This is a genomic window from Dysgonomonas sp. HGC4 (genome assembly GCF_001261715.1).
Lineage (GTDB): Bacteria > Bacteroidota > Bacteroidia > Bacteroidales > Dysgonomonadaceae > Dysgonomonas_A.
This window is the reverse complement of record NZ_CVRU01000017.1, coordinates 45,121-67,609: the sequence shown is the minus strand read 5'-3', so window position 1 is coordinate 67,609 and position 22,489 is coordinate 45,121. Positions and strand designations below refer to the sequence as shown.

Here is a 22,489-nt window from a genome sequence, read left to right as displayed (position 1 = left end):
TGTTTCATTTAAAATCTGCTATTCTTGTTTCTTAGAATTTCACATTCACATTAAAACCAATGCTTCTTGTTGGTGGATAACCATTCAATTCTAAACCTTGTCCATTTGTGTTATTATAAGCAGATTCAGGATCAATATTAGGAGTATGTTTCAATAGTGTCCAGATATTACGACCAACCAACGATAAGCTCAATGCTTTTACGAAAGAACCGCGAATCATAGATTGAGGCACACGATAAGCAATAGATAATTCCCTCAATTTGATAAAACTTGCATCATATACGAATTCCTCATCAATTGGACTTTCTGACGAAATTCGTCTCCAATACAATTGCGCATCCACAGCTTTAGTATTCGGAGTCCAAACAGGATTACTTGTTGTTCCCGTATTTACAACACCCTTACCAACATAACCACCTTCGCGTCCACCCAGAGTTTCTTTCTGTAAACCTGCGGAATACAAATTGAGATTTGTTCCTGAGAATATTTTAGCTCCAAATTTATAGTCTAACAAGAATGCCATAGAGAAGTCTTTATAACTAAATTCGTTACGGAAACCTCCAGTCACTTTAAAGATACCATTGCCTAGCACTTCTTGGTTATCGCTACGTACTGCATAACCATCTTTATCGTATATTCTGTCTCCATTCTCGTTGGTTTTGTATTTGTACCCAACAATTTGCCCATATGGGTCTCCTACAATATTCATAACCACAGCAGTACCGTTACGAGCCTGTGCACCATCTATCGACAGTGATTTAACGCCTCCCAGATATTTAATTTCACTATTGTTGTAAGCAATATTAAAAGACGTATTCCACATAAAGTCTTTCGTTCTCACGGGTACAGCATGTACCATAGCTTCGATCCCTTTATTTTGAATCTCTCCAATATTCATTACAGCACCATAATAGCCCGAAGTATAGCTTGTAGATACTGTTGTAATATCGTCTGTTGTTTTCTTTTTATAAACAGCCATATCAAAACCTAAGCGATTGTTTAAGAATTGAACATTCAGACCTGCTTCCCATTCCTGAATTTTCACAGGACGTAAATCCGCATTCGGAATATTACGATTAGTTACCTTGCCTACCGATTGTCCTTGAATTTTGAATGTCTCCAATGAATACGTTAAGTAATTTTGATATGGAATAGTTCCATTCGACGCTTCTGCATAAGATGTTCTGATTTTACCTGAATAAACCCAGTCTGGCAATTTAAAAGCTTCACTAAACATAAAGCTGGTACTTACCGATGGATAGAAATAGTGGTTGTTATTAGGATTAAGTGTAGAGAACCAGTCGTTACGGCCTGTAAAGTTCAAGAACAGATAATCTTTAAACCCGAAATCAGCTGTTCCATATACCGAGTTTACACGATACTCGGAGTAAGTTTGTGTATAAGGTCGGTTTGCCACATTATTAGCTGAATAGAAAAAAGGAATAATAAATGGACCTATTGAACCATCTGTACCGAACGATTTATTTACGGTTCTTTGTGTATTCCCTCCAAATGTAGCATTAATAGAAAACGATTCACCCACTTTTTTATTAAATCCAAGTAAGTAATTACCATTCAACTCATAGTAATTTCTTTCCCATTCCTCAATCTTACCACCTGGATCGGCTCCCGACCCCGTTGGTATTATCAACTGATAATCCATTATATATCCATCGCGAGTTACTTGTCCTTGAGCATACAACCAATCGGTTATATCATACTTAAGAGTTGCACCGGTAGTCAAACGATTGCGGCGGGTAGAATTACTACGCTCATGTGTCAAGAAGTAAGGATTATTGAAATATACGTTATTACCAGGCAACAATTCCGAACGGTCTGCATCAACAGCAGGCTTCAACCATCTTACATCATAAGAGTTTGCTAAATAAAGCAATGTGGCATTTACGTTGGCATTACCATCCGAAAGGTTGGCTCTGTTTCGAACCTTTTCGAAAATATAGTTCGCTGTAACATTAAGGTGTAATTTAGGGGTTATATTATATGTTGTATTCATATTAATCCCTTGTTGCCTCAAGCCTGAATTAGGTATAATTGATTGATCCGTAATATTAGAAAAACCAATACGATATACTATTTTATCTCCACCTTTTCCGCTTAAAGCTACCGATGTCTGATTTGTAATACCCGTATTATAAAACTTTTTCCAGTTATCAACAGGATTGTATGCATATTCATTTCCAAGGAAGTTGATGGCTTTACCACCATCCATTTTTTCTCCCCAACTTGACGAATATGATTCTATCGCAGCAGTCTGCGACATGGGTCTATTATTTTGGGTACCTTGTCCGTACACTTTTTGAAATTCACGATGGTCATAAATAGAATTGAAAGTTAAGTTATTATTAACCTCAATACCTATTCCATCCACAGCTTTCGAACCCGATTTGGTTGTAATCAGAATTGCTCCATTACCTCCTCGATAACCGTACAAGGCAGATGCAGCAGCCCCTTTCAACACTTGAATATCGGCAATATCATCGGCATTAATATTAGATAGCCCGTCGCCCATTTCGGCACCACCCCATGTTCCCGAATTACCCTGTGTACTGTTATCAAACGGAATTCCATCTATAACATACAAAGGTTGGTTATTTCCGGTTAATGAGGCATTACCACGAATTACTACACGACTACTACCACCCGGCCCTGTTGCATTATTGGATACACTTACCCCTGCCACTTTTCCGGTCAAAGCATTTCCCAGATTAATATCACGAGACTCGGTAAAGTCCGACCCCGAAACTTGTGTGGTTGAATAACCAATAGATCGGGCTTGTCGTTTTATACCAAGAGCTGTTACTACAACCTCTCCCAAGACTTGGCTATCCTCATTCAACGTCACATTGACAGTCGTTTTTCCAGCAACGGCAACTTCTTGCGTTCTGAAACCTAGATAACTAAACACAAGAATTGCATTCTGATCGGGAATATTGATAGAATACTTACCATCCAGATCTGAAATAGTTCCACTGGTAGACCCTTTTACAGTGATTGTTACACCCGACAAAGGTTCTCCCGTCTTATCAACGATCAGACCTTGTATGGTCTTTGCTTGTTGCTGCTCAACAACTATCAGACTACCCTCATAAGAATTTACAGGGGCAGTCGATGAAGCAAACAAAAGATTACTTGAACAACAGACGGATAATGCTAAGGTTGCAAATGCGGTCCGTTGAAAACTTTTTCCCAAATGAAGATGGGATAATTGAAATTTGTGCATCATAAGATGAAAAGTTAGAGTTTATTTACACGTTGTTTTTCAAAATTTTCGGAGTTATTAGAAATAAAGTAATAGCTATCCGAAATATATTCCTGATTAACAGAATATAGCTTTAAGAAGTGTTTATCATGGTTTGAATTATATTAAGAAATAAAAATCACTACGTAAGTCAACGAGTACAAATTACGGAATATTTCAATAAAAATTATATCATTATGACAAAAACATCTCAAAAACTACACAAATCACAATCTATCAACAATTTACACACAACACAATAACAAACAATAATTTAATTAACACAAATGAGTAAAAAAATAAAGAAAAAAGAGAACTTTTAGAGATTAAAAAAAATGACACAATGATATAAAAAATAAAAAATAAAGTTTTCCTAAAATATACTATGACAGCCAAACAAAGTCACTGGAATAATCTTATTTTTGTGTTCAAATTCTCTTTTATATGAAAATAAGTCTTCTTGTTATAGGTAAAACTGATGCCGGATATTTTGTGGATGCCATTCGTGAATATGAAAACAGATTAGGACACTATATCCCTTTCGAAATGCAAGTAATACCTGACATCAAAAACACAAAAAGCCTTACCGAAGATCAACAAAAAGAGAAAGAGGGAGAACTAATAATCAAGAACTTACAAGCAGGAGACTATATTGTATTACTAGATGAGCGTGGCAAGGAGTTCTCCTCTATGCAATTTGCTTCGTACATAGAAAAGAAGACTCACACAGTTGCAAAACGCCTTGTATTTATCATAGGAGGACCTTATGGTTTTGCTGAAAAAATATACGATAAAGCTTCCGAAAAAATTTCATTATCCAAGATGACTTTTTCCCACCAAATGATTCGCTTGGTTTTTATAGAACAACTCTACAGAGCAATGACTATACTAAACAACGAACCTTACCATCACGAATAAGACTCAATTTCCGAGCATTTGAAATGTTAATTATTTTAGCGTATGGGTAATTATTTTATTATTTGTTCAGGATTAACTATAAAATACCTTACCTTTGTTACTCATTTAAGTTATCTGTATCGTTATGTGGAGCCATCTCTCCAACAAATGCGTTTTTTTATTGTTTAGATCTCTAGTTTTGCGAGTCTACAAGCCTTGTTGCCTGCAAACTAATCTGGATAAACACAAGTCCCATCATTATATCTCTACTGAATGAATTACTTGTGGAAACATAATAAGAACCTTACAGTTGAGCAACTCAAGCCTCAGCTATCCCCCCTACAGCGTAAAGAAAATCTATTCCTTTTTATAATCCCTAAACTATCAAATTTTATCATGAGGAGAAAACTGCTTTTTCTGCTTTTCACTATTTTATTTAGTTCGATCTCGGCCTTTTCGCAAAATGTGATAAAAGGTACAGTAGTCGATAAAGACACCAAAGAACCCTTAATTGGCGTATCGGTGTATTCTGAAGGAGCCAAAGTTGGAACATCAACAGATCTTGACGGATCGTTCAGTTTAAATGTTTCAACATTACAAGGTAAAGTAACATTCACTTATGTTGGATACAGTCCTCTAAAGCTAGATGCAAAAGGCGATTTAGGTACTGTTGAATTAGAAAGTAGCTCCATAGGTCTTAGAGACGTGGTGGTTACATCTTCTGTTGCAATCAGACGTAAAACTCCGGTAGCAATGTCGGTAGTTGAACCTGAAATGCTGGAAGCTAAATTAAGCTCTCAGGAATTTCCTGAAATTTTGAAATCTACACCGGGGGTATATGCCACTAAACAAGGTGGAGGTTACGGAGACTCGCGTATTACTCTACGTGGATTCGAATCAGCTAATATTGCCGTAATGGTAAATGGCGTTCCTGTTAATGACATGGAATGGGGAGGCGTTTACTGGTCTAACTGGGCTGGGCTTTCAGACGTAACACGCTCGTTGCAAGTACAACGTGGTCTTGGAGCATCTAAAATAGCTGCACCATCAGTTGGAGGAACGATTAATATCCTTACTAAATCGACCGATGCTCAAAAAGGAGGATCTGTATTATATAGCTTAGGTAATGACGGATATAACAAAGTTCTTTTCAGCATATCAACAGGTCTTAGCAAAAACGGATGGGCAATGAGTTTTGTTGGAGGTAAGAACTGGGGTAACGGTTATGTAGTAGGTTCGGAATTCGAAGCATATACATGGTACGCTAATATCTCTAAGATAATAAATGCCGATCATCAATTGTCTTTCACTGCTTTCGGATCGCCTCAATGGCACAATCAACGTTATAATAATGACAAAATGTTGATTACAGAATGGCAACAACAAAAAGATAAATACCAATTCAATCCAACTTACGGATTCGATGCTCAAGGACAACGTGTAAATGCTAACCGCAACCGTTATCACAAACCTCAAATTTCATTGAACCACTCATGGTCTATCAATGAAAAATCGAGCCTATCATCTGCACTTTATCTTTCTATTGGTGATGGAGCAGGTAATGCATGGAGAGGTAATTCTGCTGTATATTCGAACCTTTATGGAACAACAACAGCAACAGGGACATTAAACCATGCTTACCGTAATCCGCTTACCGGTTATATGGATTACACCAAACTACAAAAAGATAACTCTGAGAATGTGAATGGCTCACAAGCTATATTAACTGAATCTCGTAACAACCATATCTGGACAGGTTTAATCTCAACTTATACAAGTCAACTTACCGACGAAATTAATTTTTACGGAGGTATAGACCTACGTTATTATGCAGGTTTGCACGATGGTAAGATTGTTGATTTGATGGGAGGACAATTTTACATTGACCCTGCTCGTGCCAATATCAAGGATCCCAACAGCACTGTAAATAAATATGATAAATTAAAAGTTGGAGATGTTGTCTATCGTGATAACACAGGATATGTTGTTCAAGAAGGAGTATTCTCTCAAGCAGAATATAACAAAGATGCATTAAGTGTATTTATCTCTGGATCTGTATCAAACAACACTTATTGGAAAGTTGACAGATTCTATTACAGCAAAGGAAATCAGAAATCGGAAGTAAAAAGCTTCCTTGGATTCAACATCAAAGGAGGAGCCAACTACAACATAAGCGAAGAACATAACGTATTCTTTAATACAGGATATGTATCTCGTGCTCCATTTATGAGTGGTGGTTATTTTACATCTATACATACCAGCAATGCTGTAAATAAGAACGCGATCAACGAAAAATTATTCTCGGCAGAGGTTGGATACGGATATCGCTCTAAAATCTTCACTGCTAACCTGAACGTGTATTACACAAAATGGATGGACAGAACTTCTGTTAGATCGTTTGGTAATGATCAGAATGCATTTGTCAATCTAGGAGGACTTGATGCACGTCACCAAGGTATAGAACTTGATATGGTGTTTAAACCAACACATAATCTGGAACTAACCGGTATGGTATCTCTTGGAGATTGGATATGGGATAGTAAAGCTTCGGGGTTAGTTTATGACGCATATGGACAACCAAGTGATGGAAAGAATGTAATTACTCCTGAAGAGCAACTTCCGATCACAATTGACATGAAAGGTGTTAAAGTAGGTAACTCTGCTCAAACAACTTTTGCTGCAGGAGCAAGCTACAAATTATTAGATGGTCTTACTGTTGGAGCAGACTTTACATTCTTGGCTAATAACTACGCTGATTATGCAATAGAAGTTCCCGATATTGGCGGAACATATAAATACTATACTCCTTTTAAAGTGCCAGATGTAGGATTATTGGACTTACGAGCAAATTACCGATTCAAGATGGGACCTTTCGATGCCAATTTGATGGGTAATGTGAATAACGCTTTAAATCAGGTATACATTTCAGATTCCAGAGATTTAAATCCTAGAAATCCGGGAACTCACAATGACTGGACACAGGTTGCTGTGATGTATGGTTTTGGAAGAACATATACTACTACCTTGAAAGTGAATTTTTAATCGGAAATAGAAAATGAAAATGAATAAATATATATTATTATTGGTAATAATACTCACAGGTATATTTTCATCTTGTGATTATAACGATCGATTCGACGGATTCGACGAGCTTTCGAGACCTAAAAATGTATTGCAAGAAAACTATACGTTTGCAGCGGAAGATATTGCCACCATTGTAAAGGCATTAAATGCGAATAAGAATGCAAAAGATTCGGCAACCGCAAAAATTCTGAATGCTGATAAGATGTTTTCTGAAGCAGCTGATGCAAAACTACTTATGCCCTATTTGCTAGCAGCGAGGTACTACTCGGCAGACGTTAAATCGTCGGTAAAAGTGACTTACGATTTCAAAGAAGGACGAAACAAAGTTGTGACCAACCTATCTACTGCTCCTTATGTAGTTACAGAGAGCGATTACAAACTAATCTGGGGTGATAATTTTGTAACAGCTTTTACACCTAGCAAATCTCCTGAAAAATCGATACCTGTAATTCTAACAAAGAATGTAGCTTCTCCTAAAGAAGGAATGTTCAAAAATGTAGAGTATTATTATTCAGCAGAAGAACCAGTAACAACTATCGTAGAAAGTAAAATTTTCGAAGAAGATTTTGATAGCCATGCCGGATCGGGAGTATTAGTAGCTATCGACGGTTGGATTAATAAAGACCTGAAAGGCTCTATTGGCTGGCAAAACAGAACATATTCTAACAATAATTATGCTCAAGTTTCGTCTTACAATACTAAAGCAATTAATGATGTTAGATTAATCACCAAAGTTATTGATTTGACAGGAATGAATAGCCCTAAATTTACATTCGACATTGTTGTTGGTAATTTTACTGCCAGCTGTTTATCAATAGAGGTTTCTGACAATTTTGATGGAAAAGAATCTAATATAACAGCTGCAACATGGAAAGATGTTACAAGCAGCTTTACCATACCTCAACCTGCTAGTGGTTACACTACATGGGCAAGTGCGGGTACCTTAGATTTGAAAGCATACAAGGGCAAGAAAGTTCATATCTCATTCAAATATTCGGGAGATGATACTTCAACTCCAAAGAAAACTACAACTTATCAATTAGATAATGTAAGAGCCTTTGATGAGATAATGGGCATAGATGTAAAAAACAAAGAATTACAATATACAGCTTACAAGTACAGAAATGCTAAATGGCAATCGGCTGCCGACTCGGTAGTTAGCCTTCAGCCAGCAGATTATGATGCTATGGGTCTGAAGTTCTTAACTACAGCACAAGCACCCAACTTCTTACCTGCATTCCTGAGACTTAAATTTCCTTTTGCACAAGAAGGATTCACTAAAACAGTTGTATACAAAACATCTGCAACCGCATGTTATGCCGATGAATATATATTTTCTAAAGGAACATGGTCTGCCAATACTTTCGTTCTTACAATAACAGATCAGTTCCTTCTTTCGAACCAAGGATGGGTATTCGATCCTACTCTTCATTTCCTTTTGAAAAAGGGAAAAGAACCAACAGATGGTTATATGATGGTAGTAAATTATGTAGCAGCTCATCAAGCAATAGCAAATCCAGCATTAGTAAGTAGTTACGGGGATTCTGAATTTTATTACGGTTTCAATGCTAACTATGGTAATATAACCTATCGCGATAAGGACAGATCTATAGATCCTGCATATCCAGCATCGGGAACCATTCAGGAGAAAGTTGCGTTTATGGACCAACGTACTATTGAAGCTATGCAGTTAATTCTTACACTTAAATACCCTGATGCGCAACCTCAGGTAAATGGAATTGATCAAATGGCAGAAGTCACAGGACTTATCTATTCGAATCCTTCGAGTAATAACTCTAACGAAAACTGGACATACACTCTTCAATGTGTAGGAAATAAAGAATGGAAATATATCCAAAGAGTATCTGAATACGGAACTATTGAGAAAGCTGAATAAGAAAAGCTAATTCAATCACTATATACTTAAAGAGCTTGCCCGAAAAGGCAAGCTCTTTTGTTTTTCTTATTTTATTCGGATAGGTCGAGAAATTTATATTCCTTTGCAACTCATTTATTTTAGTTATGGAACGAATTACTAGTCTGCAAAATAATCGTATAAAAAATATAGTAAAACTGAGTAAAGCTAAAGAACGCAAAGCTCAGAACCTTTTTATATTAGAAGGCGCACGAGAACTTACCCTCGCACTTTCTGTGGGTTACGTAATAGATTCGGTATTTATTTGTCCTGAATTATTTGATAAAACAGACTATCCACAAGTTTTGAATACTATCAGTGATGATATTAAATATGAGGTATCGGAACAAGTATTTGAGAAAATAGCTTACCGTGAAGGCTCGGATGGACTCATTACACTAGTTAAACCAAAGTCTCATACTTTATCAGACCTTAAGCTGAACGACAATCCTTTTATTATTATACTCGAGGCTGTAGAAAAACCCGGAAACTTAGGGGCTATACTTAGAAGTGCTGATGCAGCGCAAGTAGATGCAGTAATTATTTGTGACCCATTGACAGATATATATAATCCCAATGCAATAAGATCGAGTGTAGGATGTATCTTTACCGTACCCACTGCCATTTGCTCCTCTGACGAGGCTCTAATATGGCTAAAAGCGAACAAGATCAAATCGTTTGCAGCCGAATTACAAGCATCAAATTGGTATCACGAAGAAAACTACACACAACCTTCTGCAATTGTTATGGGAACAGAAGCTGATGGACTCACTTCCTTCTGGCTGAATAATGCTGATCGTAGGATTAAAATTCCGATGAGGGGTAAAATTGACTCCCTGAATGTATCAGTCTCTACGGCAGTTATAACCTTCGAGGCTATGCGACAACGAGGTTTTTAATCTATTACTTATATTTTACGTAATCTAACAATAGCAATGATCGGGTATTCTTTATTCTTATCCACCTCTTCTATAAAACCATCCATTACAAATCCCACTTCGAAACATTGTCGCAGTAAGTCATTTAAAGGTCTGTGATAATAGTAATGCAATACAGGCTGCCCTTCTATTGCAATATCTTCGTGAGCATAAGCTGTCATATACCTCCCTTCAGGTCTTTCGAAACAAGGATGATGTGTAGCAAAAACAAATACACCTCCTGTTTTCAACATTTCGTAAACAGCTTTTAGTAATGGTTCTATATCAGAGATATCCATTATTGCCATATTAGAAACAGCCTTATCAAAAGGTCGCTTTCCCCTTAATGATAATAGTTGAGAATAGTCAGTTGCATCACAAACATGAAAGCTAATTTTAGACAACCAATCAGCGCGTCTTTTCTTAGCATGAGCAATGAGCTTTTCACTATAATCAAAAGCAATAACAGAAGCTCCAGATTGGGCTAACCGCTCAGAAAAATTACCATTACCGCAAGCAATATCCAAAATCAGATCATTTTCTTTACTATCTAATAGTTTTTCTACTGATGGTCGTACTATATTGCAATGAAAATAGTTAGATTGCTGCCCCATGACTGAATCCCAATAATCAGCATTAGTTTCCCAGCGCTGTTTACTATCTTCATTAGTTTCACTAAAATTACTCATATCTTCCTTTTTTTAAATCGCTCAACTACAAACAAAAAAGAAGAGAAAAGCAACAGTTACGAAGCTTTTCTCTTTATATATTTAAGGACTCTTATTAGCTTAGACTAAAATTAATTAGCTGGCTCTGGAGTTGACTCTGGCGCTTGTGGCAATTGAGGAACCGCTGTTGGTTGTGGCGATTGCATATCAGGAGTTTCAGTATTATCAACTGGTGCTGCTATCTGAAGTGGTTGTCTATTTTGAGTATTGCTAGTTATCACTTTTGTACTTACCATACTTAAAAGAATAACTGTTCCAGCCAAAACCCATGTAGTTTTTTCCAAAACGTCAGCTGTTTTAGGAGCTCCCATAAATTGGTTAGACGATGAAAAATTAGAAGATAAACCTCCACCTTTTGATTTTTGAACTAAAACAACCAAGACCAAAACAATAGACACTATAATGGTCAAAATAGAAAGAACAATTTCCATATCTTTTATTTATTTTTATTCGAATTTTTTATTACTTTTTCTAAAAATGATAATTGGTCTGCAAAGTAAATATTTTTTTCGGGATAATTCAAGCTCAAACGCTTAATAATTTCATATGCACGGTTATATTTCTTCTGTTTAATATAAATATTAGCAAGAGTTTGCGTAAAAAAGAAATCATCATCCAATTCCTCCTCTGTTTCATCCTGTAAAGGCACATCGTCTCCATCATATAAATTATCTTCGATTGATGGATCAAAAGTGATTCGCAGGCTTTCTTTATCCTGAGCTTTAGTCATAAAGCTATCAATAATACTCTGATGCTTCAGTTGAACAGTATCTTCAAAAGATTCAAGTTCCTCTACAATTTCAAGTTCTGTCTCTATATCATCAGATACAATAGCCTCTTCCGTTCCTTTATTATGAATATCTATATCCTCTATCGAAAACGAAGGGATACTATCAACATTAACCTTCTCATCAAGTGCTGTATCTTCAGAGGACTCGAGATATGAAAAGTAATCAAGAGAAGCCATACTCGAATTTATTATAGCATGCTCCAGTTCTCGTTGTTCATCCACGTTATCCAGAGTCTCAAAAAATGCGCTTATTAGCACATTGGTACGGCTCTCGGATAGGGTATGCCCCGTTTGTTTCTGAAATTCTTTATATTCGGCACTCATTACATAATAAAACAGCGCCTTCCTATCCATTACAAAAGGAGCTAATCTATTTAGTTCCGAGGAAAAACTATCCGATTCGCAAACATGCAAACACTTTATATAAGTATATAATCCAGCTTGAAAAAACGGGTATTTTTTCGTCAATAGTTGTAATTTAAGAAGCATAGAAGCATCTGGCTCTTTCTTCAATTCAACCAATTCATAAAAATCCTTTATATTCATAGCCTTCTCGTATTTTCAGGTATTATATATATTACCAATTTGCCATTGTCGCATTAAATATCTGGTCTACAATCTCCTTATTCAATTCTTCTACCAGCTCGGCCTCTATGTCCGTCAACATCTTATTACTATCGAAATTCTGATAAGCAGAGAAAGTTTCCTCTTTATCCTCTTGAGGATTTACGTTATTATGAAAACGCATTCTTACGGTCATCGTCAAACGCGTTTGCGATGCAAATTGACCATCCTGAACGGCCAAAGGCATAAGATCATAACCTATAATCTCTCCTTCTATCTCAAGGTCAGCAACTCTGTTTGTAACTAACTGAAGTTTTGTATTTCGAAGAAACACATCTCTCATATGCTCACTAAACTCTTGTGACAACTGAGGATATACTAGTCTGGCTTGATTCTGAAAATCTTTAATTTCTAAAGTCTTTATCTTACTATAATCAATCGATGCACCATTAAACTGATACGAAATACGACACGATACAGCAACTACTAATATTAATAAGCAAGAAATCAGTTTTCTCATAAATTCTCTAAATTGTATTCTTTGATTTTTCGATACAATGTACGCTCCGATATTTTTAAATCCTGAGCCGCATATTTACGTTTTCCACTATGGCGCTCTAGAGCTTTTTTAATCATATCCTTCTCCACATCCTGAAGCGAAACAGCTTCCTCTTCATAATCGTTGGAGTCTATATCCTCTGCATCTTTCGATATAGGAAGAGAGGCTACAGATGGATTCTCATTATATTTAACGGGAACTGTTATGTTCGTATTTGTATCTTTATCAATCACAGTAAATGCAGATGATGTAGGAATTACCGATTCACTTCCTAAATGAGAAGAATCTTTACCGGCAATCAGATCATGCACAACCTTCTTTAATTCATTCATATCTTTTCTCATATCAAAAAGCACTTGATAGAGAATTTCACGCTCGCTATTAAACAACTTATTATCAGTTCCGCCTGCATTGATAGTCCCTATGGGTACGATACCTACTTCGTTTGCAGGAAGATATTGTTTTAATATATCAGAGCCAATTTCTCTCACCTGTTCGATAATGGAAATTTGTTCTGTTATATTTTTTAGTTGACGCACATTTCCCGGCCATCTGTAATTCTTCAAAACTTCGCGTGCATCAGCAGTTAAAGCAATAGATGGCATTTGATATTTTTCGGCACATTCGCTCGCAAATTTCCTGAATAGTAGAGGAATATCATCCTTACGCTCTCGTAATGCTGGTACACGAATCGGAACAGTATTTAAACGATAATATAAATCTTCGCGAAACCTTCCGTTTGCCGTAGCTGTCACCATATCCAGATTGGTTGCAGCAACTACTCGCACATCGGTTTTCTCCACTTTCGAAGAGCCTACTTTCATATACTCTCCACTTTCCAGAACACGTAACAAACGAGCCTGAGTAGATAAAGGAAGCTCCCCTACCTCATCCAGAAATAGAGTTCCTCCATTGGCAACTTCAAAGTATCCCTTACGTTCGCCTGTAGCTCCTGTAAAAGAACCTTTCTCATGCCCGAATAACTCTGAATCGATTGTTCCTTCCGGAATAGAGCCACAGTTTACTGCGATATAAGTACCATGCTTACGGCGACTAAACTGATGGATAATCTGCGGGAAACTTTCCTTTCCGACTCCACTCTCTCCTGTCACCAACACAGACATATCTGTGGGCGCAACCTGCAAAGCTATATCAATAGCTCTGTTCAAATCGGGACTATTGCCTATAATTCCAAATCGTTGCTTTACCTGTTGCATATCGGGTTTTGCCATATCGTATAATTATAAGTGCTTTGTCAGCTATACTGACAAATTTACATATTTAATTTGATCTCAAACAAACGAACCTCCTAAAAAGAAGCTTCTTTAAATAAGGCAGAATATTTATCGGAAAACATCACAGATGATAATCCATTCCTGTTTCATCAGAGTATCACCTTATATTTCTATATAAAAAATAAAAACATTTGACTCTTTATATTTATTCTCCGTCTTTAGCCAAAGCATAAGTTTTATCCTTTAGAAAGTTACCAAGCTCCTCTAGATCGGTATGCTTAGCTATTTCATCCGGCATAATGGGTTCTCCAAAAACAACACGAATTGTTTTTCCTTTCTTATTATATACCTCATGCCCTAAGCGCAAACTACGTAATCGCCAATCAATAAGATCAAGAATGTTGAAAAACCAAGAATTCTTCCCACTAAAATACATAGGTACAACAGGAACTTTAGATCCCTTAATCAGCTTTATAACCGATGGTTGCCATTCTCTATCTCTAACAATCATTTTACCTTTTCTTATCTTAGTCTTTGATACTGCACCTGCGGGAAAAAAACCGAGTGGATGACCTCCTTTTATATGGCTTATACATTGCTTTACACCATCGAGACTTGACTTACTAGCAAGCTTTCCACTCTGATAAGGATTAACCGCAATAAAGTGCATCGACATAGTATCTATCATCCCTAAAATGAAATTAACCATCATCTTGTAGTCTGGTCGTATAGAGCCGACCACATCAATTGCTGTAATTCCATCAATATGTCCATACGCATGGTTAGATACAGTAATAAATGCCTGCCCCTCAAATTGATTCAAGACTTCGGGATTCTCAACTACTATATTTACACCGACATCTTTTAAAAGATGATTGCAAAAATCAACACCTTCATATTGCTTAGATGTGTCATAAATTCGATTAACCTTATTTAAACCTGTAAGGCTCATCGCTATCTTAATAAGAATATTCCCAAAGCGTCCTCTAAAGATAGGATGTATGTTGCGAATTTCGTCGACACTGATTAGTTTCTCCTTCATCTAATTTAACCTATTATGTTTCTGCAAGTTTCATTCAATACTCCTTTTACATCCGAAATATAACATTAAAAACTTATGGAGTGAGTAAGTATTTGTAATAATATGCCTGTCTTTTCAGACGGAAAAATCGACCTGTATCATTTTTGTAATGATACAAGCCGATTCTATTTACTTTATCGAAAGTCTATTTCGCTAACGATTTTATAATTTCAATAATTTCAGCACCAGCAAATTCAGCATCCTCCATTGTTGAAGCCTCTGAATAAATACGAATAATCGGTTCGGTATTCGACTTACGCAAATGCACCCATTTATCAGGGAAATCAATTTTCACCCCATCAATATCAGTTACATCATAAGACGAAAACTTCTCTTTCACAGCTTTCAATATGGCATCAACATCAATTTCGGGAGTTAACTCTATTTTTTGTTTTGCAATATAGTATTCGGGATAAGTTGCACGCAACTCGCTTACCGTTTTCTTCTCGTGAGCCAAATGAGTTAAAAACAATGCAATACCTACTAAAGAGTCACGTCCATAATGGCTAGTAGGATATATAACCCCTCCATTACCTTCTCCACCAATAACAGCATTGGTTTCTTTCATCTTTGTAGTTACGTTCACTTCTCCCACTGCGGCTGCATTATACTGCATACCATAGCGATTGGTTACATCACGCAATGCGCGACTTGAACTTAAATTGGATACCGTATTACCCGGAGTATGCTTCAACACATAATCGGCAACAGCAACTAAAGTATATTCTTCGCCAAACATTTCACCTTTTTCATCCACTAATGCCAAACGGTCAACATCAGGATCTACAACGATACCAATATCCGCTTTTCCTGACTTCATCAAACCCGATATTTCAGTCAAGTTTTCAGCCAGAGGCTCAGGATTATGAGCGAAATCACCTGTAGGCTCACAGTTGAGCTCTACTATATCATTTACACCTAAAGCTTTAAGAAGCTTAGGCACAACTATTCCTCCAACCGAGTTAACACAATCTATAGCTACTTTAAAGTTAGCAGCTTTAATTGCAGCAACATCTACCAATTTTAGATCGAGCACTGCCTTAATATGTGCATCCGTATAGTCTTTTTGGGTTATTTTCCCCAAATGATCAACATCTGCAAAAACAAATTCCTCAGCTTCAGCAATGCGCAGCACTTCAGCACCTTCTTCAGCATTAAGGAACTCTCCATTTTGATTAAGAAGCTTCAAAGCATTCCATTGTCGTGGATTGTGACTTGCTGTAAGAATAATCCCACCACAAGCACCTTCCATTGCAGTAGCCAATTCTGTTGTAGGAGTGGTTGCCAACCCTATGTTTACAACATCAAAGCCTATTCCCATAAGCGTACCTACAACGACTTGCTCCATCATAGCTCCCGAAATACGAGCATCTCTGCCAACTACTATTTTATTGCTAGTAGCTGTTGTGTTTTTCCGAATAAAAGTGGCATAAGCCGACACAAATTTAACAGCATCAAGAGGATTCAGTCCTTCACCAGCATATCCGCCAATGGTACCTCTGATACCTGATATTGATTTAATTAATGCCATAATAACCTATAGATTAGTTGTTAATAATTCTCGTATAATGTAACATTGGATAGTACAATGCCTGAAAACTAGAGCCCTGATAAGTAGAACCCTGAGCAAAAGGAACAATTAGACTAACCCTTGCATTCTCTCCTACAAACTTTAGAGGTGCAACAATACCTGCCGATAATAAAACATAGTCATGCATATTTGCACTATTCACACCTGTATAAGTAGCAACTATACCATAAGTGAATTGTATAGGTTGAAATCCAGCGATATTATTTCCGGCAACAGTATCCGAAGGCAACAAAAGAGCATCGTTACATCTTACATTTATAACTGAACGCTTAGCGGCGTTTGCTCTAACACCATTACCCGAATCAATCACATGGATATAAACACCTGTAGCAGGATCTCTAAAAAACTCATTTTCGGCAAAAACCCCACTAGCAGGATAGTCACTTCTAACAGTTATATTATTTTCGTTAATGAAACGGGCAATATTTTTACGTTCCTTTTTTAATTTATCTGCGTATGTCTCAGTGCTACTACAAGCCCCAAATGCAATACACAATCCAATAACAAAGCAAACCAGACCTAGTACTTTTTTCATTTTTTCTCTAGATTATTCTTATTATTTATCAACAAATCAGCATATTCTGGCAAAGTACGTTCAAAAAGATCTATCGCCTCCACTAATGAACCAAAAAATTCACCACCTGATGCATTTAAATGTCCTCCACCATTGAAACACTGTGAAGCAAATGTATTACAGGGAAAATCTCCTTGCGAACGAAGCGAGACTTTAATCATATCATCATCTTCACGTAAAAAAACGGCGAAAGTTACTCCTTTTATATTTAACGGAAGATTGGCAAAGCCTTCGGTATCTCCTTTTTGAGAATTAAATCGCTTTTGATCTTCATTATCTAACCATATTAATCCGGCACCGTACTCTTCATAAATCTTCATCCGTTCCGACAGCATATGCCCCATCATACGATAGCGATCGGCTGTATAACTATGATAGACTTTAGAATAAATGTAATCTTTATCTATTCCTTTATTCAGAAGCTGTGCTATAATATAATATATCTGCGCATCATTCGAGTTATACGTAAATGCACCCGTATCGGTCATCATTCCCATATAAATAGCCTCTGCCGAATCTCTGCTCATCATTTCAAAATCGCCCATACGACATATCAGTCTAAAGACCAATTCGCTGGTTGATGAAATCTCTGGATGAGAGATACATACATCACTAAATTCTGATGGATATGGATGATGATCCACTAATACTTTCTTCGCCTTAGAAGCCTCAACAGCAACTCCTACATTTTTGATACGGCTCAAAACATTAAAGTCTAAACAGAAGATAAGGTCAGTTTCACTAATCAGTTTTTCTGCGAACTCTGAATATTTCTCATAAATAAGAATATCCTTTGCCCCTTTAAGCCATTTCAGGAAATAAGGAAATTCGTTAGGCACTATTATGGTTGCATCCAATCCCTGATCGATCAGATAATGATATAACCCTAAAGAAGAGCCGATAGCATCTCCATCCGGCGAAACATGTGTCACGATGATAGCCTTGTCTGCCTTATCAATTAAATCCGCTACTTTAGTTATCTTATCCTGATCTATTATTTTTGTAAACATTGCAAGTAAAGTGATATATTTTGCTACTTAAATTCTACTACAACAAACTGTGTTTGCTATACTTATTAAAATAGCAAATAGCCTACGGCCTTAGTTAAAACACAATTGTGCAAAAATACTAAAAAAATATCCGTAAAACTCCATTATTACTTACATCGTAATACGGAATTCGTAATTTTTCACATTCTAACACAAATCTTTTTAAAGTTTTCTCAGATAAGGAACTATCCAATATAACCTTATCAAAAGCAAACACCTGATTCAGAGAATATAAAGACAAAGAATTATTTTCGACCAGATGCAGGTAATCCACCCTCATTTTTTGAGAAGACACCTTATTTTTCCATGTATCTTTTGAGACTATCAAATATTTCAATCCATTCAAACATATAAGTTGATGACCGTCTACACCGGTTATCTCTTCTGCTGAATATCCAATATGATATATTATTTGTGTTGATTTTGCTCTATTATATACAACTAACGTATTCTTATCATCAATAGTACGCTTGATTCCTAAACCTATAAGGACTAAAACACAGATCAAAGATGTAATCAAGGCTTTTGATTTTCTCTTTACTAAAAAGTAGCTCATTGATATAACTATAATCCATAACAAAATCAGACCTATAAAAGACGGCTTTAACCCCTGCAACGAAGCAAAAGGTAAATGCTCAAAGAATGAAGCAACAGCAGTAGTACCCTTTACTAATAATTTGAAGAATTGAATCGGCAGATAACACAGAAAACTAGCCACAGAAGTATTAAAAAGCCCTATTATAGATAAGAACAAAACAAGAACTGCATCATAAATAGCAAGTGTTATGAGAGGTATAATAATGAGATTGGTTATAAAGAAATACACAGGAAAAGTTCCGAAATAGTATAAACATAGAGGAAATACTCCCAATTGCACAGATAACGAAACATTAAATATATCTCGGAAGTATCTTAGATACTTATTTCTAACTGGTATTATTTTAGAGAATATGGGCATAAAGAAGAGCATTGATAATACTGCAAGAAAGCTCAGTTGAAATCCCATATCGAAAAGCCAGAGAGGATTCCATACGAGCATCAAAAAAGCTGTTACGAAAAGTGTATTATACGAATAACTCCTTACCTTTCGGATAGAAGCGACACAAAACACGGTAAGCATAATACAAGCCCGAAGAGCCGAGGGTGGAAAACCAATCACAAAGACATACATCCACAAAAGCAAGATAATAATTACCTGCTTTAGCCAATGGTATTTAGAATGTCGCGAAATAAAACCCAATAATGAAGTAATGACTGTAAAGATAATCATCACGTGCATACCACTTACAGCTAAAATATGTGCAACACCGGTAGCTCTAAATGATTCGATGACTTCATCCGACAAGGCATCCGTGTATCCCAATGTAAGAGCAGAAAGCATCGCATATTCATCAATCGTCAAGTCGAGCGATTCATATATACTAAGAATGTATTGGCGACATTGCGTTGCTTTAATAAATAAGCTATTAGAAGAGCCCTCTTCTTTTTCCCATCTATCGGATCTGACAAAAGTCATCCCCGAATATCCTTTATTATACATGTAACGAGCATAATTAAACTCATCAGGATTACCCCTACTTTTGAAAGGCTGTACTTGAGAAAAGAAAGTAAAAGTATCCCCTACTTTGAGATTTTCAGGAAGATTATCTTCCGAAAAATAACACACAATAAGTTTACCTGAATCTTTTAGCTTTACTTTATAGGCATATGATCGGGGCTTTTTCTGAGGTAGATCAACAATAGTAGCAGTGTAAGATTCACTAACTTCAGGAAAAGTAAAAGCTGATATTTGCTGCCTCAACATAGTAGAAGTTATTCCTATGCCCAACAATATCATATAAACACCATAACCAAATACAAATTGAGAACTTAGCCTTTTGACTTGGGGTACAAAATAAGAATAGAGCATAATTCCAAGTCCTAAAACTATCGGAATTATACTCCATTTCCCTATATGATAATAATATTGAATTACAATACCTAAGAGTAGAGGTAACAACAATCGGAAAAACGGTGATTTCATCATTTTATCCATACCTCAACCTCAGAAACAAGTCTTATAAATTCTTCAATTGATGAATCATTTGAGTAGGATCCGGTGCAGAAAATACCGCATTACCTGCAACAAGAACATCGGCTCCCGCATCAAGTAAACGTTTTCCAGTTTCAAGATTTACTCCTCCATCCACTTCTATCAAAGTGGAAAGATTACGCTCATTAATCATTTTTCGAAGACGTGATACTTTAGACAACGAACGTTCGATAAACTTCTGTCCGCCAAACCCAGGATTTACTGACATAATCAAAACCATATCAATATCTTCTAGAATAGCCTCTAAAAGTTCAACCGGTGTATGAGGGTTAAGCGTTACTCCGGCCTTCATTCCTGCTTCATGTATTGCACCAACTGTACGATGAAGATGCGTACATGCTTCATAATGAACAGTCATCATATATGCATTTATATCTTTTACCTGCTGAATAAACTTCTCAGGTTGTACAATCATCAAATGTACATCCAAAGGCTTTTTCGCGATCTCTTTAACTCGCTCTAAAACGGGAAATCCAAAGGAGATATTAGGAACAAATACACCATCCATTACATCGCAATGTAACCAATCGGCTTCACTATTATTTAACATTTCAATATCTTTTTGAAGATTCAGAAAATCCGCAGAAAGAAGTGAGGGTGATATTTTATGACTCATAATGCAATTAGGCCTCAGACCTGTTTAATGTTTTGTTAAGTATAAAAACCATAGCCTGTTATAGCTATAAACAGTTTATTAAATACTTTTTAATTACTTATCTATCTTATATAAGCAAAGATAATAAAAAAACAGTCTTTCCTGCATTTAGAGGAAAGACTGCTAGCTTCTGTTTCTTAGCTACTGTTTTAATTTAAACATGTAGCGTTGAGTGATTCCGGCAACGATGGTTCCGCATAATAGCTATGCGCAAACATTCTCAAAAAATTCAAAGTTTCTTCTGATGGTCCTTTTTTATTCTCCAACATTTCCACTAACTTTTCATCGCCCGTTACTTGTGTAGATTTTTCATCCATAGGCTTTCCCCAATTTTATTACTTTTTGATTCCCTTATTACTAATTACTCTTTATAAACGTTACTTAATTGAACTTATTATGTATAGATTACGTTTTTATCTTACATTTGTTCTTAATAAAACATAAAACATCTCAATCATGAAAAAAATAAGCTTAGCTCTTTTATTAGTAATTATTGCGATCACCTCTTGTAAAAAAACACAACCTGACGCTCCTGTCAGCGAAAAATGGAAATTTGACAAGTTAAGTCTTGAGAAAAAAATATTCCTGGATAACGATTCTACAAAAGGAGGTATAAAACTTAGTTTCGAATTCAACTACCCATCAAAAGTGGGGAATGACTCGCTTCTTACAATTATACAATCTCAATTTGCAACCGCTTTTGCGGGTGACGATTATAAAAATCTCACACCACAAAGCGCCTTTGATACGCTCACCGAGAGATCTATCCAAGAGAGTATAGATATAGCCAAGTTGGCTACAAGGGATAAAAGCGACCTCTCTGACTATTACAAAAATGTAATAACATCGGTATTCGACACCACAGATATTACAATAACAGCCAGAACCGAAACAAACGAATATATGGGAGGTGCACATGGCTCTCAATATATTTCTTACTATAATATTGATACTCGAAACGGCTCTATTATAAAAGAAGATAAACTCTTCAAAAGCGGATCAAAGGAAAAAATAACTCAATACATCAAAGATGAGTTAGCCAAAACTTTAAATTCGCAGGGTGACACTATTACATTGCTTGAACCCGAAGCAATAGTACCCAGTGTAAACTTCTACTTCGACAACCGAGGAATTGTATATGTTTATAACAGTTACGAAGTAGCGCCTTATTCAGATGGTCTAGTAGAAGTAAGCTTACCATACGCTAAGATCAAGGAGCTTCTTACTAATGAATACTTGACTATATTGGATTTAAAGACTAAAGAAAAAACAAAATAAATTTAGCTCGCTGCAAGCCACGTAAGTGACCGACAGCAAAAGATAAAATAAAAGGACTTCGGATATAATGGCTTATTATCCGAAGTCCTTTTATTTTTTAGGCAATAACAATTATAATCCACCACACATCAACTCTTTATTACAAAAAGAAACACCCTGACTAAAAGAATCTTAAAGACGAAAAACAGAACTATTCTCTCTTGTTACTTGTTTAATACAAC

At 36.2% G+C, this 22,489-nt stretch carries 18 protein-coding genes; 5 read left to right on the top strand and 13 right to left on the bottom strand.

The genetic code is table 11. The annotated features are described in order from the left end of the window. Positions 1 to 31: 31 nt before the first annotated feature. Positions 32 to 3,244 (bottom strand): SusC/RagA family TonB-linked outer membrane protein, encoded by a 3,213-nt coding sequence (locus HGC4_RS01555; protein ID WP_050708355.1) that lies wholly within the window; start codon positions 3,242 to 3,244, stop codon positions 32 to 34. Positions 3,245 to 3,703: 459 nt separating this feature from the next. Here HGC4_RS01555 and rlmH point away from each other — a divergent pair, with 459 nt between their 5' ends. The 4 genes from rlmH to HGC4_RS01535 all read left to right on the top strand — a co-directional run bounded on the left by rlmH (position 3,704) and on the right by HGC4_RS01535 (position 10,054). Next, entirely contained in the window at positions 3,704 to 4,177 is a 474-nt protein-coding gene (rlmH, locus tag HGC4_RS01550) for a 23S rRNA (pseudouridine(1915)-N(3))-methyltransferase RlmH (RefSeq protein ID WP_050708354.1), read from the top strand. Between the two features lie 375 nt (positions 4,178 to 4,552). After that, entirely contained in the window at positions 4,553 to 7,198 is a 2,646-nt protein-coding gene (locus HGC4_RS01545) for a TonB-dependent receptor (RefSeq protein ID WP_050708369.1), read from the top strand. 19 nt (positions 7,199 to 7,217) lie between these two features. Then, positions 7,218 to 9,137, top strand: coding sequence for a choice-of-anchor J domain-containing protein (locus tag HGC4_RS01540; RefSeq protein WP_157258064.1), 1,920 nt, complete (start codon positions 7,218 to 7,220; stop codon positions 9,135 to 9,137). Positions 9,138 to 9,262: 125 nt separating this feature from the next. Next, a complete protein-coding gene (locus HGC4_RS01535; protein WP_050708352.1) occupies positions 9,263 to 10,054 on the top strand; it encodes a TrmH family RNA methyltransferase in 792 nt (263 codons plus the stop codon). Positions 10,055 to 10,062: 8 nt separating this feature from the next. On the opposite strand, the gene HGC4_RS01530 is transcribed toward HGC4_RS01535, so the two are convergent. The 12 genes from HGC4_RS01530 to HGC4_RS18785 all read right to left on the bottom strand — a co-directional run bounded on the left by HGC4_RS01530 (position 10,063) and on the right by HGC4_RS18785 (position 21,307). Then, on the bottom strand, positions 10,063 to 10,761 hold the full coding sequence (locus HGC4_RS01530) for a class I SAM-dependent methyltransferase (RefSeq protein ID WP_050708351.1): 699 nt from the start codon (positions 10,759 to 10,761) through the stop codon (positions 10,063 to 10,065). A gap of 110 nt (positions 10,762 to 10,871) precedes the next feature. Further along, positions 10,872 to 11,231 (bottom strand): preprotein translocase subunit SecG, encoded by a 360-nt coding sequence (secG, locus tag HGC4_RS01525; protein WP_050708350.1) that lies wholly within the window; start codon positions 11,229 to 11,231, stop codon positions 10,872 to 10,874. Between the two features lie 5 nt (positions 11,232 to 11,236). Further along, positions 11,237 to 12,136, bottom strand: a complete 900-nt coding sequence (locus HGC4_RS01520; RefSeq protein ID WP_050708349.1) for a hypothetical protein — start codon at positions 12,134 to 12,136, stop codon at positions 11,237 to 11,239. Between the two features lie 31 nt (positions 12,137 to 12,167). Further along, positions 12,168 to 12,674 (bottom strand): LptE family protein, encoded by a 507-nt coding sequence (locus tag HGC4_RS01515; protein WP_050708348.1) that lies wholly within the window; start codon positions 12,672 to 12,674, stop codon positions 12,168 to 12,170. After that, complete coding sequence (locus tag HGC4_RS01510; RefSeq protein WP_050708347.1) at positions 12,671 to 13,945, bottom strand: sigma-54 interaction domain-containing protein; 1,275 nt, start codon at positions 13,943 to 13,945, stop codon at positions 12,671 to 12,673. Before HGC4_RS01510 ends, HGC4_RS01515 begins: the two co-directional genes overlap by 4 nt. A gap of 208 nt (positions 13,946 to 14,153) precedes the next feature. Continuing rightward, a complete protein-coding gene (locus HGC4_RS01505) occupies positions 14,154 to 14,990 on the bottom strand; it encodes a lysophospholipid acyltransferase family protein (protein WP_050708346.1) in 837 nt (278 codons plus the stop codon). Between the two features lie 184 nt (positions 14,991 to 15,174). Further along, on the bottom strand, positions 15,175 to 16,560 hold the full coding sequence (gene glmM / locus HGC4_RS01500) for a phosphoglucosamine mutase (protein ID WP_050708345.1): 1,386 nt from the start codon (positions 16,558 to 16,560) through the stop codon (positions 15,175 to 15,177). A gap of 13 nt (positions 16,561 to 16,573) precedes the next feature. After that, positions 16,574 to 17,155 carry a DUF4827 domain-containing protein gene (locus tag HGC4_RS01495; protein ID WP_050708344.1) on the bottom strand — a complete coding sequence of 194 codons (582 nt, stop codon included), beginning with the start codon at positions 17,153 to 17,155 and terminating at the stop codon, positions 16,574 to 16,576. After that, positions 17,152 to 18,204 carry a DHH family phosphoesterase gene (locus tag HGC4_RS01490; RefSeq protein WP_050708343.1) on the bottom strand — a complete coding sequence of 351 codons (1,053 nt, stop codon included), beginning with the start codon at positions 18,202 to 18,204 and terminating at the stop codon, positions 17,152 to 17,154. Before HGC4_RS01490 ends, HGC4_RS01495 begins: the two co-directional genes overlap by 4 nt. 118 nt (positions 18,205 to 18,322) lie before the next feature. Next, positions 18,323 to 20,269 carry a ComEC/Rec2 family competence protein gene (locus HGC4_RS01485; RefSeq protein ID WP_185099935.1) on the bottom strand — a complete coding sequence of 649 codons (1,947 nt, stop codon included), beginning with the start codon at positions 20,267 to 20,269 and terminating at the stop codon, positions 18,323 to 18,325. Positions 20,270 to 20,300: 31 nt separating this feature from the next. Next, a complete protein-coding gene (rpe, locus tag HGC4_RS01480; RefSeq protein WP_050708341.1) occupies positions 20,301 to 20,951 on the bottom strand; it encodes a ribulose-phosphate 3-epimerase in 651 nt (216 codons plus the stop codon). 188 nt (positions 20,952 to 21,139) lie between these two features. Beyond that, positions 21,140 to 21,307: a hypothetical protein gene (locus HGC4_RS18785; RefSeq protein ID WP_185099934.1), complete on the bottom strand. Its 168-nt coding sequence runs from the start codon at positions 21,305 to 21,307 to the stop codon at positions 21,140 to 21,142. A gap of 139 nt (positions 21,308 to 21,446) precedes the next feature. Between HGC4_RS18785 and HGC4_RS01475 the strand changes: the two genes are divergently transcribed. After that, the gene (locus HGC4_RS01475) at positions 21,447 to 22,268 is read left to right on the top strand and encodes an RsiV family protein (RefSeq protein WP_050708340.1); all 822 of its coding nucleotides are present in this window, start codon (positions 21,447 to 21,449) and stop codon (positions 22,266 to 22,268) included. Positions 22,269 to 22,489 lie beyond the last annotated feature (221 nt).

Coding starts and splice junctions, on each gene's coding strand:
- HGC4_RS01555 (WP_050708355.1), bottom strand. CDS start 3,244: ATGATGCACAAATTTCAATTATCCCATCTTCATTTGGGAAAAAGTTTT.
- rlmH (WP_050708354.1), top strand. CDS start 3,704: ATGAAAATAAGTCTTCTTGTTATAGGTAAAACTGATGCCGGATATTTT.
- HGC4_RS01545 (WP_050708369.1), top strand. CDS start 4,553: ATGAGGAGAAAACTGCTTTTTCTGCTTTTCACTATTTTATTTAGTTCG.
- HGC4_RS01540 (WP_157258064.1), top strand. CDS start 7,218: ATGAATAAATATATATTATTATTGGTAATAATACTCACAGGTATATTT.
- HGC4_RS01535 (WP_050708352.1), top strand. CDS start 9,263: ATGGAACGAATTACTAGTCTGCAAAATAATCGTATAAAAAATATAGTA.
- HGC4_RS01530 (WP_050708351.1), bottom strand. CDS start 10,761: ATGAGTAATTTTAGTGAAACTAATGAAGATAGTAAACAGCGCTGGGAA.
- secG (WP_050708350.1), bottom strand. CDS start 11,231: ATGGAAATTGTTCTTTCTATTTTGACCATTATAGTGTCTATTGTTTTG.
- HGC4_RS01520 (WP_050708349.1), bottom strand. CDS start 12,136: ATGAATATAAAGGATTTTTATGAATTGGTTGAATTGAAGAAAGAGCCA.
- HGC4_RS01515 (WP_050708348.1), bottom strand. CDS start 12,674: ATGAGAAAACTGATTTCTTGCTTATTAATATTAGTAGTTGCTGTATCG.
- HGC4_RS01510 (WP_050708347.1), bottom strand. CDS start 13,945: ATGGCAAAACCCGATATGCAACAGGTAAAGCAACGATTTGGAATTATA.
- HGC4_RS01505 (WP_050708346.1), bottom strand. CDS start 14,990: ATGAAGGAGAAACTAATCAGTGTCGACGAAATTCGCAACATACATCCT.
- glmM (WP_050708345.1), bottom strand. CDS start 16,560: ATGGCATTAATTAAATCAATATCAGGTATCAGAGGTACCATTGGCGGA.
- HGC4_RS01495 (WP_050708344.1), bottom strand. CDS start 17,155: ATGAAAAAAGTACTAGGTCTGGTTTGCTTTGTTATTGGATTGTGTATT.
- HGC4_RS01490 (WP_050708343.1), bottom strand. CDS start 18,204: ATGTTTACAAAAATAATAGATCAGGATAAGATAACTAAAGTAGCGGAT.
- HGC4_RS01485 (WP_185099935.1), bottom strand. CDS start 20,269: ATGATGAAATCACCGTTTTTCCGATTGTTGTTACCTCTACTCTTAGGT.
- rpe (WP_050708341.1), bottom strand. CDS start 20,951: ATGAGTCATAAAATATCACCCTCACTTCTTTCTGCGGATTTTCTGAAT.
- HGC4_RS18785 (WP_185099934.1), bottom strand. CDS start 21,307: ATGGATGAAAAATCTACACAAGTAACGGGCGATGAAAAGTTAGTGGAA.
- HGC4_RS01475 (WP_050708340.1), top strand. CDS start 21,447: ATGAAAAAAATAAGCTTAGCTCTTTTATTAGTAATTATTGCGATCACC.